General features: G+C 71.8%; 14 protein-coding genes. 9 read left to right on the top strand and 5 right to left on the bottom strand.

Going from position 1 to position 12285, the window contains the following annotated elements; all coding sequences use genetic code 11:
* Positions 1–73: 73 nt before the first annotated feature.
* From AB0950_RS33625 to AB0950_RS33635, 3 genes are all read right to left on the bottom strand, one after another.
* Positions 74–418: a hypothetical protein gene (locus tag AB0950_RS33625; RefSeq protein WP_360159418.1), complete on the bottom strand. Its 345-nt coding sequence runs from the start codon at positions 416–418 to the stop codon at positions 74–76.
* On the bottom strand, positions 415–1119 hold the full coding sequence (locus AB0950_RS33630; protein WP_360575244.1) for a DUF6232 family protein: 705 nt from the start codon (positions 1117–1119) through the stop codon (positions 415–417). The genes AB0950_RS33625 and AB0950_RS33630 overlap by 4 nt, the downstream gene beginning before the upstream one ends.
* Before the next feature lie 131 nt (positions 1120–1250).
* Complete coding sequence (locus AB0950_RS33635) at positions 1251–2225, bottom strand: zinc-binding dehydrogenase (protein WP_366780120.1); 975 nt, start codon at positions 2223–2225, stop codon at positions 1251–1253.
* 97 nt (positions 2226–2322) lie between these two features.
* Between AB0950_RS33635 and AB0950_RS33640 the strand changes: the two genes are divergently transcribed.
* The 5 genes from AB0950_RS33640 to AB0950_RS33660 all read left to right on the top strand — a co-directional run bounded on the left by AB0950_RS33640 (position 2323) and on the right by AB0950_RS33660 (position 7453).
* Complete coding sequence (locus AB0950_RS33640) at positions 2323–2685, top strand: transcriptional regulator (protein ID WP_366780121.1); 363 nt, start codon at positions 2323–2325, stop codon at positions 2683–2685.
* A 126-nt stretch (positions 2686–2811) separates the two neighbouring features.
* The gene (locus tag AB0950_RS33645; protein ID WP_366780122.1) at positions 2812–4080 is read left to right on the top strand and encodes a hypothetical protein; all 1269 of its coding nucleotides are present in this window, start codon (positions 2812–2814) and stop codon (positions 4078–4080) included.
* Positions 4077–5669 carry a VWA domain-containing protein gene (locus AB0950_RS33650; RefSeq protein ID WP_360159432.1) on the top strand — a complete coding sequence of 531 codons (1593 nt, stop codon included), beginning with the start codon at positions 4077–4079 and terminating at the stop codon, positions 5667–5669. The genes AB0950_RS33645 and AB0950_RS33650 overlap by 4 nt, the downstream gene beginning before the upstream one ends.
* Positions 5656–6414: a hypothetical protein gene (locus AB0950_RS33655; protein WP_366780123.1), complete on the top strand. Its 759-nt coding sequence runs from the start codon at positions 5656–5658 to the stop codon at positions 6412–6414. The genes AB0950_RS33650 and AB0950_RS33655 overlap by 14 nt, the downstream gene beginning before the upstream one ends.
* Before the next feature lie 91 nt (positions 6415–6505).
* The gene (locus tag AB0950_RS33660) at positions 6506–7453 is read left to right on the top strand and encodes a DMT family transporter (protein WP_360575242.1); all 948 of its coding nucleotides are present in this window, start codon (positions 6506–6508) and stop codon (positions 7451–7453) included.
* Here the strand turns inward: AB0950_RS33660 and AB0950_RS33665 are convergent.
* Positions 7350–8231: a LysR family transcriptional regulator gene (locus tag AB0950_RS33665; protein ID WP_366780124.1), complete on the bottom strand. Its 882-nt coding sequence runs from the start codon at positions 8229–8231 to the stop codon at positions 7350–7352. The genes AB0950_RS33660 and AB0950_RS33665 overlap by 104 nt on opposite strands.
* A complete protein-coding gene (locus tag AB0950_RS33670) occupies positions 8231–8524 on the bottom strand; it encodes a PLD nuclease N-terminal domain-containing protein (protein WP_360159443.1) in 294 nt (97 codons plus the stop codon). Before AB0950_RS33670 ends, AB0950_RS33665 begins: the two co-directional genes overlap by 1 nt.
* Before the next feature lie 77 nt (positions 8525–8601).
* Between AB0950_RS33670 and AB0950_RS33675 the strand changes: the two genes are divergently transcribed.
* From AB0950_RS33675 to AB0950_RS33690, 4 genes are all read left to right on the top strand, one after another.
* Positions 8602–10053, top strand: a complete 1452-nt coding sequence (locus AB0950_RS33675; protein WP_360159446.1) for a menaquinone biosynthesis decarboxylase — start codon at positions 8602–8604, stop codon at positions 10051–10053.
* Complete coding sequence (gene mqnP / locus AB0950_RS33680; protein ID WP_360159449.1) at positions 10050–10943, top strand: menaquinone biosynthesis prenyltransferase MqnP; 894 nt, start codon at positions 10050–10052, stop codon at positions 10941–10943. Before AB0950_RS33675 ends, mqnP begins: the two co-directional genes overlap by 4 nt.
* A 130-nt stretch (positions 10944–11073) precedes the next feature.
* A complete protein-coding gene (locus AB0950_RS33685; RefSeq protein WP_366780125.1) occupies positions 11074–11748 on the top strand; it encodes a UbiX family flavin prenyltransferase in 675 nt (224 codons plus the stop codon).
* A gap of 57 nt (positions 11749–11805) precedes the next feature.
* The gene (locus tag AB0950_RS33690; RefSeq protein WP_330338438.1) at positions 11806–12261 is read left to right on the top strand and encodes an Lrp/AsnC family transcriptional regulator; all 456 of its coding nucleotides are present in this window, start codon (positions 11806–11808) and stop codon (positions 12259–12261) included.
* The last annotated feature ends 24 nt before the right edge of the window (positions 12262–12285 follow it).

The following is a 12285-nucleotide window of genomic DNA, read 5'->3' on the forward strand; positions in this document are numbered from 1 at the left end:
GCTCGGGGGTCGTCCGGTCCCAGGATCCCAGCACGGCGCCGCCTCCGCACGGGTCACGGCCGCTGCCGGCCCCCTAGCCGCTGATCATCGCGACGATCGCGCGGACCGCCTCGGCGACGGGCTGCCCGACCGCGCCGACGGTGCCCGCGATCCCGGCGATCGCCATCAGCGCGCCCCGCCGCGCCTGCGCGGGCACGGCGGCGTCGGGGCTGAGGGCGGGCAGGGAGTCGTCCAGGAGCTGGGCGTCGGCGGCCGGCACGCGGGTGCGCAACTCGGTGATCAGCCCGTGCAGTTCGGCGAGGGCGGCGGCCAGGGCCGGGTCCTGCTGGGCGGCGCCGGCCTGGTTCTTGACGATGCCCTGGTTGTTCTGGCCGCCGTACATGTTCACGTTGTCGCCGTAGTAATAGTTCGCGCTCATGCGCCGATCCCCACGTTTCCGCTGCCGCCGTACATGTTGACGTTGTCGCCGAAGTAGTAGTTCTTCGGCGAGAAGGTGAGGCTCTCCACCGTGACCTTGAACCCCGTGTCCGGGTGGTCGATGGCGTACGAGATCTGGCCGACGACCTGGTCAAGGAACTGCGGGTCCGGGCTGGTGACCAGCGCGGTGGACGCGCCGGAGGTCTCTACCGCGAGGACGTGGTGCGCGGGGGAGGTCAGGACGCCCATCATGTCGATGAAGAAGTAGATCTCGGCGAGGACGGCCGCGATCCAGACGAAGGTGACGTAGCCGGCGGCGCCGGAGTGCTGCTCCGCGCCGCCGCCGAACGTCAGGTACGGCAAGCTCGGCAGCATCGCGAGGAAGCCGACGATCAGCGTGCCTGCGGTGTACCGCAGGAACCGCAGCACCGCCTCCTTGCGCTTGGGACGCATGACGAAGCTGTAGACACGGGCGATGTTCGCCAGCGGGTACACCGCAGCGCCGATCCACAGGATCCGCTTGCTCACCCGGATGTCGATCCTGGCGGGAGCGGGCCGCGCCGGCGGCGCCGGGACGTCCGGCATGGGCGGAGCCGCGGGCGGCGCGGTCGCCGGCGGCGCCGGTGCGGTGGCCGGCGGGGCGGCCGCGGGCGCCGGTGGCGGGTCCTGGGCCGGGCGCTCGGGTGGCTGGCCGTTCTGCATCTGTGTCTGTCCCCCCAGAGGTCGACGGTCCCTCGCAACTCGGTGACGACCATTAACAACGCCTGTGGCGGGGATGGCAAGTCGTTATGCGGCGATCAAGTGCAGGGATATCAAGGACAGTTGACGGAGAATCAGTGGCCCACGCGCAGCAGCAGCTTGCCCGTGCTCGTCCGGCCGCCCATCAGCCGGTGCGCCTCAGCCGCCTCCTGAAGGGTGAACTCGGCCGTCACCGGCAGGGTCACCGTCCCGTCCGCCGCCTTGGCGAACGCCCGCTGCGACAGCCGGCGCAGCGCGTCCGGCGCCGTCCGGGCCAGGCTCAGGACGGAGAAGCCGGAGACCGAGACGCCGAGCGGGTACAGCTCGCTCTGGCCCACGCTCCACGGCTCGGCGCCGCTCGCGTTGCCGAAGGAGACCAGGCGTCCGAAGACCGCCAGCGAGGCCAGCCCGGCGCGCAGGGTGTCCCCGCCGACGGGGTCCAGCACCAGGTCGGCGCCGCGCCCGCCGGTCGCCTCGCGCAGCGGCTCCTCGAAGGCGCCGACGAACACCTCGTCGTATCCGTGGCTCTTGGCGTGGACGGCCTTCGCCGCCGAGGACACCACCCCGTACACCGCCCCCGCGCCCGCCGCCCGCGCGAGCTGCCCGGCCGCCGTGCCGACCCCACCGGCCGCGCTCTGGACCAGCACCGTCTCGCCGGGCTGGAGGCGGCCGACGGTGTGGACGAGGGCGTAGGCCGTGGGCAGGACCGCCGGCAGGGCGGCGGCGGTGCGCAGGTCGAGGCCGGAGGGGACCGGGAAGACGGTCGCCGCCTCGGCCACCGCCACCTCCGCGTAGCCGCCGCCCTCGAGGAGCGCGACCACCTCCTGGCCGACCGCCGGACCCGTGACGCCGGCGCCGAGGGCACGGACGCGGCCGGAGACCTCAAGGCCCGGCACGTACGGCAGCGCCGGCACCCGGTAGCCGTCCGCGCGGGCCTTGAGGTCGGCGAAGTTCACCCCGGCGTAGGCCACGTCGATGCTCACCTGCCCGGGGCCGGGCTCCGGCGCCTGGGCCGTGACCACCCGCAGCACCTCGGGACCGCCGTACTCCTGGAACTCCACCGCGCGCATGCCGCACCCCCGGCCCGATTGTTCAATGAAAAGCGAACACTCGCGAGTGTATGGTTTTCATCGAACACTTGGCAACCGGCAGGAAGGGGAGCGTGACGTGACCGCCGCCAGTCACCGGGCCGCCCCGGAGCACACCCACCCCGACGACGTGCCCGTCCTCACGGCGCTCGCCGCCCTCGCCGACCCCGTGCGCATCACCCTGGTCAGGGAGCTGGCCGGCTCCGCCGACTGGACCCGCAGCTGCGGCAGCTTCGACGTGCCGGTCGGCAAGGCCGCCCTCAGCCACCACTTCGCGGTGCTGCGCGGGGCCGGCCTGGTGGAGCAGCGCGACCAGGGGCCCCGGCGCGTCAACCGCCTGCGCCGGCCCGAGTTCGACGCCCGCTTCCCGGGGCTGCTGGACCTCGTGCTGCGCGACGACGCCTCCTGGCGGGCCGGCGGACCGATCGGTTCCGTTCGCTGACGGAGTTTCACATTCCTTTCCCCCTGCGTTCGTTGCGAGTTCGAACCGCCATCGTCCGGGCGGTGGACGATCCTGTCCCAGCTGACGCAGGAGACACGGGTGGCCCCACACAGAGCCGATACCGAAATGCCCCGTCGCACCGGTGAGCCACGCCTGCGCGTCGGGGAGCCGGCCATCCCGCAGGGCTCCACGGTGCGCCGCTGGTTCCCGCGCGCCGTCGCCGCCGTCACCGCGCTGTGCGCGGTCGTCGTCCTCGCCCAGGGCCATGCCGGCCTGCCGCTGACCCGCATCACCACGATCGAGGCCAAGATGGCCTCGAAGGCCGACTACTTCGAGGACCCCGAGGTCCAGCGGCTGCTCATCCGGCACGGTTTCCGCGTGCACATCACCCGCATGGGCTCGCGGGGGATCGCCGCCCAGAGCTACGACGGCTACGACGTGGTGTTCCCCTCCGGGCAGCCCGCCGCCGACCTGATCACCAGGAAGCGCGCGGCCGAGGGGCACCCGGCGACGACGTACCGCCCGTTCGTCAGCCCGATCGTGCTCGGCACCTACCGCGAGTACGCCGAGACGCTCCAGGACGCCGGGATCGCCACCCCGTTACCGGGCGTGCCCGCCGGGCAGAAGCCGCTGTACTACTCCCTCGACATGCAGAAGTTCCTGCGGGCGACCGCCGACGGCCGCCGCTGGGACCGGCTCGGCACCGACCGCGCCGGCAGACGCGTCGGCATAGACAGTCACGGCATACACAACGGCAACAAGGTGCTCGCTCAGACCTCCGACATCTGCGAGGCCAACTCCGCCGGAACCTATCTGGGGCTCGTCTCCTACATCTGGAACCACGACGACATCCCGCAGAACACCGCCGAGGCGACCCGGTTCGCCGAGCGCATAAGGCTCCTGCTCAACGACCAGGGCATGCCGTCCTCCGAGAAGAACGAGACCTACGTCTCCGCCGAGGGCAAGAGCATCTCGCCGATCGCGGTGATCTACGAGCACCAGTTCCTGGCCCACCAGATCGCCGCCGAGGAGAGCACCGGGCACGTCGACGGCGAGCGCGTCCTGCTCTACCCCTCCGCCCGGTTCGTCACCGAGCCGCAGCTCATCGCGCTCACCCCGGACGGCGCCCGCCTCGGCGAGCTGATCAGCACGGACCCGGCGCTGCAGAAACGCGCCATGGAGCTGGGTTTCCGGGTCCGCGACGCCCAGGGCGCCTCCGCCACCAGCGACCAGCTGACCCGGTTCCTCACCGGCCACCACATCCAGGCGCCGCTGCTGTCGGACGACGACACCAAGGCGGTGCTGCCCCGGCTCGACCTGCTGGAGAAGATGATCGAGATCGTCGGCGACTGCGCCCCGGTGGCCCAGTCGGCGGCCGGCCAGGAGGCGCCGTGAGGAGCCGCGCGCTGCCGGTCGCGCTGTGCCTGGTCCTGCTCGCCGCGCTCGGCGGACTCCTGTCCTGCTCCGGCGGGGGCGGCGGCCCCGAGACCACCCTGCACGTCCTGGCCAGCGACGAACTCACCGACATGGAGCCGCTGCTGGACCGGCTCCGGCAGGACACCGGAGTCCGCCTGGACATGGACTACCGGGCCACCAACGACGCCGGCGACACCCTGCTGACCGGCCGCCACTCCTACGACCTGGCCTGGCTGTCCTCCGACCGCTACTTCCGGCTCAAGGCGAAGAGGGCCGCCGGAACCCGTCCGGCCACCGTCGTGCAGAGCACCTCGATCATGCGCTCCCCGGTCGTCGTCGGCCTCACCCCCGAGGTGGCCCGCACCCTGCGCGCCGAGGAGCCCGGCGGCCGGCTGTCCTGGGCGGACCTCGCCGACGCCGCCGCCACCGGCACCGTGCGCTTCGGCATGGCCGACCCCCGGCGCAGCAACAGCGGTCTGGCCGCGCTGGTCGGCGTCGCCACCGCAGCCGCCGGCACCGGCGCCGCGCTGCGCCCGCAGGACGTCAGCTGCGACCGGCTGCGCGGCTTCCGCTCCGGGCAGTCCCTCACCGCCGAGACCTCCCACGCCCTGCTGGACGCGTTCGCCGAGCACCCCGGCCGCACCAACGCCCTGATCACCTACGAGTCCGAACTGCTCACCCTGAACGCCTCCGGCCGGCTGAAGCGGCCCCTGGAGATCGTCCACCCCGCCGACGGCATGGTGCTGTCCGACTATCCGCTGCTGCTGCTCGACCAGCGCAGCCGGGACGCCTACGACCGGGTGGTGACGTGGCTGACCGCCGCCGGCCACCAGCGGGAGATCATGCGGCGGACGCTGCGCCGCCCGGTCAGCACCGCCGTCGCCCGCGACCCCCGGCTCACCGCTCCCCTGGACAACGCGCTGTACTTCCCGGACGACCCGGCCGTCCTCGACCGGCTGCTCGCCGACTACGGCGACCCCCGGCGCCGGGCCGCCGACCAGGTCATCTTCCTGCTGGACTTCTCCACCTCCATGCGCGGCGCCCGCACGGCCGCGCTCAGGGCCGCGTTCGCCGGGCTCAGCGGGGCGGACTCCTCCGCCGCGGGCAAGTTCGTGCGCTTCTACCAGGGCGAGAAGCTGACCGTGATCCGCTTCGGCGGACGCGTGCTGGACGAGCGCACCGTCACCGTGCACGGCGCCGCCGACCTCACGGCCCTCACCGACTTCGTCGCCGGCGGCGGCTACGACGGCGCGACGGCCGTCTGGTCCGCCCTGGACCACGGCTACGGCACCGCGGAGGCCACCGTGCGCGAGGACCCCGGACGGGCGGTGTCCCTCGTGCTGATGACCGACGGCGAGAACAACGCGGGCCTCGGCCGCGCCGGCTTCGTCAGCCGCTACCGCTCCCGCCCGGCCGACGTCCGGGCCGTGCACACCTACCCCGTCCACTTCGGCGACGCCGACGCGGCCGAACTGCGCCAGGTCGCCGCGGTGACCGGCGGCCGCATGGTCGACGCCCGCGCACAGTCCCTGTCCGCCGCGTTCAAGGAGATCCGTGGCTGTTCTTGACGGCACCTGGTGGAGCGCCTGGTGGAGCGCGATGGTGTGGTGGCTGGTCGCCTTCGCCGGGCTGGCCGTGCTGGTGGTGCTCGCCGTGCGGTCCGTCCTCCGGCGGCTCGGGGAGAAGGCCGAGGAGCCCCACTACCTCCCGCTGTACCTGGACAACGACGCGGTCATGGACGTGTTCAAGATGCGCAACCACCAGTCGGCGCTGCGCAAGGAGGTCGAGGAGCGCAACGTGCGCAACACCGGCTGGCTGGCGGCGATTCCGGTGCTGTCGTGGATGTTCCAGCTCACCGGGGACCGTGCCACCGAGATCGTCGCCAAGTACGTCAAGGAGAGCGAGCCGATCCAGGTGATCGGCCTGCTGCTGTCCGTGCTGCAGCGGGGCGACGGGCTCGCCCAGGTCCGGCTGCGGGAGGACTCCGCGACGGTCCGGCCGAACCGCGCCCTTCTCGCCGCCGGGGTCACGAACGACGTGGTGCTCAGCGAGATCGGCGAATTCGTCATGATCACCGCCCGGTTCGAGGCCCAGGACGCCGAGGGGGACACCCTGGTGATGCGGGCCTCCTACGGGGACGGCGAGCAGTCGGCGCACCTGCGGGTCGTCCTGCGCGTCGGCGGACTGCGCCCCTCGGGCAACAGGACGCTGCCCGAGGGCCAGTTCCGGGCCCACTGCCTGGGCAAGGTGACGACCTGGCGCCCCGACACCCGCGAGGTCGTGCTCCAGTACCCGGTGGCCGTCTTCCAGTGACCTGCCCCCATCGGCGCCGCCGATGGCCCCATCGCCAACGCCCCGCACGCGCGCGTGGACCGGTGTCCGGGCCGGTCCTAGCGTCGGTGCCATGACTCCGGAACTCAAGGGCACCGCCCAGCTGACCACCGCCATGATGCTCTCGGGGACCCTCGGCGTCTTCGTCGTCGAGTCGGGAGCCCCGCCCTTCGACGTCGTCTTCTTCCGCGTGCTGTTCGGCGCCCTCGCCCTCGGCGGCTACGTCACCGCCCGGGGCTGGCTCCGCGACCACGGGTTCACCCGCCGCACCCTCGGACTCGCCGTGCTGGGCGGGGTGTTCATCGTCTTCAACTGGGTCCTGCTGTTCCAGTCGTACGCGAACACCTCCATCTCGGTGGCCACGGTCGTCTACCACACGCAGCCCTTCTACGTGGTCCTGCTCGGCGCCCTGCTCTTCCGTGAGCGGCTCACCGCCGCCAAGGCCGGCTGGATCGCGGTGGCCTTCGCCGGTCTCGTCCTGGTCTCGGGGGTCACGCCCGGCGACTTCACGGGCGGCGGGTCGTACGTGCTCGGCGTCGGCCAGGCGCTCCTCGCGGCCCTGCTCTACGGCCTGTCCACCCTGGTGACCAAGCGGATCACCGGGGTCCGCCCGCACCTGATCGCCCTCGTCCAGGTCCTCGTCGGCATCCCGCTGCTGCTGCCCTTCGCGGACTTCGGCGCGATGCGCGGCGCGGGCTGGCACTGGGGCTGGCTGGCGGGCCTCGGCCTGATCCACACCGGGGTGATGTACGTCCTGATGTACGCCGCGTACGTCAAGCTGCCGACCGCGAAGATCGCCGTCCTGGCCTTCGTCTACCCGGCCGTGGCCATGCTGATGGACTGGCTGGTCTACGGCCACCACATCGGGCTCGTCCAGGCGCTCGGCGTGCCGCTGATCGTGACGGCGAGCCTGAAGGTCACGCTTGCTCGGCCACGAGCCGCCGCGCCTGCTCCACGAACAGCCGCGCATGCGCCGGAAGCCGCTTCTCGGCCCGCCACGCCAACTGCGTGTGAAGCCTGAACGGCGGCTCCCAGTCCAGCCGTACGAGGCTTGCGTCCGCGAGTTCGGCGGCGACCGTCACCTCGGGCAGCAGCGCGATCCCGAGGCCGGCCGCCGCCGCGCGCTTGGTGGCCTCGATCGTGCCGAACTCCAGGAAGTCCACGTCGCCCAGGGCCCTCAGCTCCCGCTCGAACAGGTCCCGGTAGGCGCAGCCCGGCTCGGTGGCCAGCAGCGGCCGGCCCACCAGGTCCGCGGTGGCGACGGCCGCCCCGGTCAGGGGGTGCCCCGGCGCCGCGACGAGCGCCAGCGGCTCCTCGGCGAGCACCGCGGTCGTCAGGCCCGGGTGCTCGGTCCGCTCCTCCATCAGGAACCCGACGTCGTAGGCGCCCTGACGCAGCGCCTGCCGGGTCTCGTCGCCGATGGTGGTGCGCAGCGCGAGCCGCACCCCGGGGTGGCGGTGGTGGAAGTACTCCAGCAGCGGCGGCAGCCGGTAGGAGGTGAGCGATTCCATGGTGCCGACGGTGAGCGTGCCGGACGGCTCCTCCGGCTCGACGACGGCCGCCCGGGCCTCGTCCGCCAGCTCGATGATCTGCCGGGCGTACGGCAGCAGCCGCTCGCCCGCCTCGGTGAGCCGGATCCGGCTGCCCAGCCGGTCGAACAGCTCCACGCCGAGGGAGGACTCCAGGGCGCGGATCTGACCGGTCACGCTGGACTGCGCGTAACTCAGCTCGGCCGCGGCCCGGGTGAAGCTCAGGGCCGTGGCGACCTTCTCGAAGGTGACGAGCAGCCGGAGTTCCATCAGCTCTGCTCGGGGTCGTCCCGGTTCAGGGACTTGAGGAACTCGGGGTTGTCGTCGGGGGCGACCCACCGCCCGGCTCCGGCTCCGGCGCCGCCCGCCGGCACCGGCCGGCGCGCCCTGCCGGTGATCAGCCAGGCCACCGGTCCGACCAGCACCTCGCCGAAGAGCAGGATGATGATCACCCACACCACCTTCGGCAGATGCCGCACCTCGTCCTCCGGGGTGTTCAGACAGTCCACGAAGGCGTAGATCCACAGCGCCAGCACCAGCAGGAACGGCAGATACCTGAGCATGGCGTGCAGGGTATACGAGCGCCCGGAACCCGCACCCGGCAACAGCCCGGAACGGTCTGTCGGCGATACTGGACCGCATGGCTTACGACGATCTTCGCTCCCTGCTGCGCGCGCTGGAGCGCGAGGGCGACCTCAAGCGCGTCAAGGCCGAGGTCGACCCGTATCTCGAAGTCGGGGAGATCGTCGACCGGGTGCAGAAGTCCGGTGGTCCGGCGCTGCTCTTCGAGAACGTGAAGGGCTCGGCGATGCCGCTCGCCATGAACGTCTTCGGCACCGACCGGCGGCTGCTGAAGGCGCTGGGCCTGACGTCGTACGGCGAGATCTCCGAGAAGATCGGCGGTCTGCTGCGCCCCGAACTGCCGCACGGCTTCGTCGGCGTGCGCGAGGCCTTCGGCAAGCTCGGCGCGATGACGCACGTGCCGCCGAAGAAGGTCAGGGAGGCTCCCGTGCAGGAGGTCGTGCTGCACGGCGACGAGGTGGACCTCGACCGGCTCCCGGCGCTGTTCACCTGGCCCAAGGACGGCGGCTCCTTCTTCAACCTCGGGCTCACCCACACCAAGGACCCGGAGACGGGCATCCGCAACCTCGGGCTGTACCGCCTCCAGCGCCACGACAAGCGCACCATCGGCATGCACTGGCAGATCCACAAGGACAGCCGCAACCACTACCAGGTGGCCGCGCGACGGGGCGAACGCCTCCCGGTCGCCATCGCCTTCGGCTGTCCGCCCGCCGTCACCTACGCCTCCACCGCCCCGCTCCCCGGCGACATCGACGAGTACCTGTTCGCCGGGTTCATCGCGGGCAAGCGGATCGAGATGGTCGACTGCAAGACGGTCCCGCTCCAGGTGCCGGCGGGCGCCGAGGTCGTCCTGGAGGGCTGGCTGGAGCCGGGCGAGATGCTGCCCGAGGGCCCCTTCGGCGACCACACCGGCTTCTACACCCCGCAGGAGCCGTTCCCGGCGCTGCGGATCGACTGCGTGACGATGCGCAAGCGGCCGCTGCTCCAGTCGATCGTCGTCGGCCGCCCCCCGACGGAGGACGGCCCCCTCGGCCGGGCGACGGAGCGCTTCTTCCTGCCCCTGCTCAAGATCATCGTGCCGGACATCGTGGACTACCACCTGCCCGAGGCCGGCGGCTTCCACAACTGCGCGATCGTCTCGATCGACAAGAAGTACCCGAAGCACGCGCAGAAGGTCATGCACGCGATCTGGGGGGCGCACATGATGTCCCTGACCAAGCTGATCGTGGTCGTGGACGCCGACTGCGACGTGCACGATCTGCACGAGGTCGCCTGGCGCGCCCTCGGCAACACCGACTACGCCCGTGACCTCACGGTCGTCGAAGGCCCGGTCGACCATCTCGACCACGCCTCCTACCAGCAGTTCTGGGGCGGCAAGGCGGGCATCGACGCGACGAAGAAGTGGCCCGAGGAGGGCTACACCCGGGACGGGGGCTGGCCGGACATGGTCCTGTCGGACCCGGCGACGGCGGCCCTGGTGGACCGCCGCTGGAAGGAGTACGGCCTGTGACGACCGCAGTCATTCAGCCGGGCAGGACGCGGGCCTTCCTGCGCCTGGTGATGATCGAGCACTCGATCTTCGCGCTCCCCTTCGCCTACATCGCCTCCCTGACGGCGATGTACGAGTGGGACCGCAACATCCACTGGGGCCGGCTGCTGCTGGTCACCGTCTGCATGGTGGGCCTGCGCACGTTCGCGATGGCCGTCAACCGGATCATCGACCGCGAGATCGACGCCCGTAACCCCCGTACGGCCCACCGCGAGCTGGTGACCGGCGCGATGACCGTCCGGCACGCGTGGACGGGCGCACTGATCGCGGTCGTCGTCTTCCTCGGCGCCGCCGCCCTGCTCAACCCGCTGTGCCTGGCGCTGGCCCCCGTCGCCGTGGTCCCGATGGTGGTGTATCCGTACGGCAAGCGGTTCACCAACTTCCCGCAGGCCATCCTCGGCCTCGCCCAGGCCATGGGCCCGATCGGCGGCTGGCTGGCGATCACCGGCGAGTGGTCCTGGACGTCGGTGGTCCTCGGCCTCGCCGTCGGCGTCTGGATCGGCGGCTTCGACCTGATCTACGCCTGCCAGGACGTCGAGACCGACCGCGAGATCGGCGTGATGTCGGTCCCGGCCCGCTTCGGCGTCCCGGCCGCGATCTGGGGCGCGCGCGCCTGCCACACGATCACGACGGCCCTGTTCGTCTGGTACGCCCTCGCCACCCACGCGGGCGCCTTCTTCTGGCTGGGCCTGCTGATCGTGGCGGCCGCGTTCGTCTACGAGCACTCCATCGTGCGCCCGCACGACCTGTCCCGCCTGAACCGCGCGTTCTTCTCGGTCAACGGCTTCATCGGGATTGCCCTGTTCGTGTGCGCGCTGCTCGATCTCCTGGTCCGGGGCCTGACCGTCTGAACACGGTGCCGCCTACCATCGGCTGCAGATCCCAGGGAGGCCGCCATGATCCGCACCGCCTCCCTGCCCGTCGACCCGAAGGCCCCCCACCCGGCCTGAGCACTCCCCGACCCACCGGTACGCTCAAGGTGTGAACGCAGGAGAAAAGCAGCGCACGCCTTGGATCGTGGGGGTGTCCGGTGCTTCCGGGACGCCCTATGCGGCCGCCGTGCTGCGGGGGCTGCTGGACGCGGGGGAGTCGGTCGACCTCGTGGTCAGCCGGGCCTCGCGGCTGACGCTGCTGGACGAGACGGGCATCGCGTTCCGGGACGCCCACTGGCAGGACGACCTGCGGGAATGGCTGGCCCGGGGCGCCGACGGCAAGCCCGGGGCCTTCGACGCCGACGTCAGCGCGGTCCGGTACTGGAGCGCGGGCGACCTCGCGGCGGGCCCGTCCTCGGGGTCGTACCCGGCGAAGGGGATGCTCATCGTGCCCGCCTCCACCGCCTGCGTGGCCGGCGTGGCGCTCGGGCTGTCCAAGGACCTGCTCCAGCGTGCGGCGAGCGTCACTTTGAAGGAGCGCCGGACCCTGGTCGTGGCCGTACGGGAGACCCCCTTGAACGGCCAGACCCTGCGGCACCTCGTCGCGCTGGACGACGCCGGCGCCCGCGTCGTGCCGACCTCGCCCGCTTTCTACGCGGGCGCCACCCACATCCAGGACCTGGTGGACTTCGTCGCCGGGCGGGTGCTGGACGCGGCGGGCGTCGAGCACGGCCTGTACCGGCGCTGGAAGGGCGAACTGGGCGGCAGCACACCGGGCGAGTAAGGCAAGCAGCAGTACCTCTCATCACTTCAGGAAATTTCACCGGAAGGCTTCGATCGCATGGACGCGGTGGACAGGCAGCTCATCCAGGCCCTGAGGGAGAACGGCCGGGCCTCGTACGCGGAGCTGGGGCGCCTCGTCGGCCTGTCGGGCCCCAGCGTCACCGACCGGATCAACCGTCTCGAGGCGGCCGGTGTCATCACCGGCTACCGCGCCACGGTGAACGCGGCCTCGCTCGGCCTCGGCGTCACCGCGCTGATCGGCATCTCGCTCTCCGACGCCGCCGACCACGAGGACGTCGCCCAGCGGCTGCGGGACCTGCAGGAGATCGAGGACTGCTGGTTCATCGCCGGCGACGACTCCTACATGCTCAAGGTGCGCGCGACGGACGTGGACGGGCTGGAGCGGATCATCCGGCGGCTCAGCGGCACCAAGGGCGTCTCGCGGACCCGTACCACCATCGTGCTCTCCACCAAGTGGGAGAACCGGGTCGGAGAGCTGCCCGAAGAGGTCTAGGGATACGGTGGGCCGTGCTGTCGT

Origin of the sequence: Streptomyces sp. NPDC007189 (assembly GCF_040703635.1) — a bacterium.
Lineage (GTDB): Bacteria > Actinomycetota > Actinomycetes > Streptomycetales > Streptomycetaceae > Streptomyces.

What these genes read in the sequence shown, in the direction of transcription:
- AB0950_RS33625 (WP_360159418.1), bottom strand. Translation starts at nt 418, where the DNA reads ATGAGCGCGAACTATTACTACGGCGACAACGTGAACATGTACGGCGGC.
- AB0950_RS33675 (WP_360159446.1), top strand. Translation starts at nt 8,602, where the DNA reads ATGGCTTACGACGATCTTCGCTCCCTGCTGCGCGCGCTGGAGCGCGAG.
- AB0950_RS33660 (WP_360575242.1), top strand. Translation starts at nt 6,506, where the DNA reads ATGACTCCGGAACTCAAGGGCACCGCCCAGCTGACCACCGCCATGATG.
- AB0950_RS33645 (WP_366780122.1), top strand. Translation starts at nt 2,812, where the DNA reads ATGCCCCGTCGCACCGGTGAGCCACGCCTGCGCGTCGGGGAGCCGGCC.
- AB0950_RS33690 (WP_330338438.1), top strand. Translation starts at nt 11,806, where the DNA reads ATGGACGCGGTGGACAGGCAGCTCATCCAGGCCCTGAGGGAGAACGGC.
- AB0950_RS33665 (WP_366780124.1), bottom strand. Translation starts at nt 8,231, where the DNA reads ATGGAACTCCGGCTGCTCGTCACCTTCGAGAAGGTCGCCACGGCCCTG.
- AB0950_RS33630 (WP_360575244.1), bottom strand. Translation starts at nt 1,119, where the DNA reads ATGCAGAACGGCCAGCCACCCGAGCGCCCGGCCCAGGACCCGCCACCG.
- AB0950_RS33635 (WP_366780120.1), bottom strand. Translation starts at nt 2,225, where the DNA reads ATGCGCGCGGTGGAGTTCCAGGAGTACGGCGGTCCCGAGGTGCTGCGG.
- AB0950_RS33670 (WP_360159443.1), bottom strand. Translation starts at nt 8,524, where the DNA reads ATGCTCAGGTATCTGCCGTTCCTGCTGGTGCTGGCGCTGTGGATCTAC.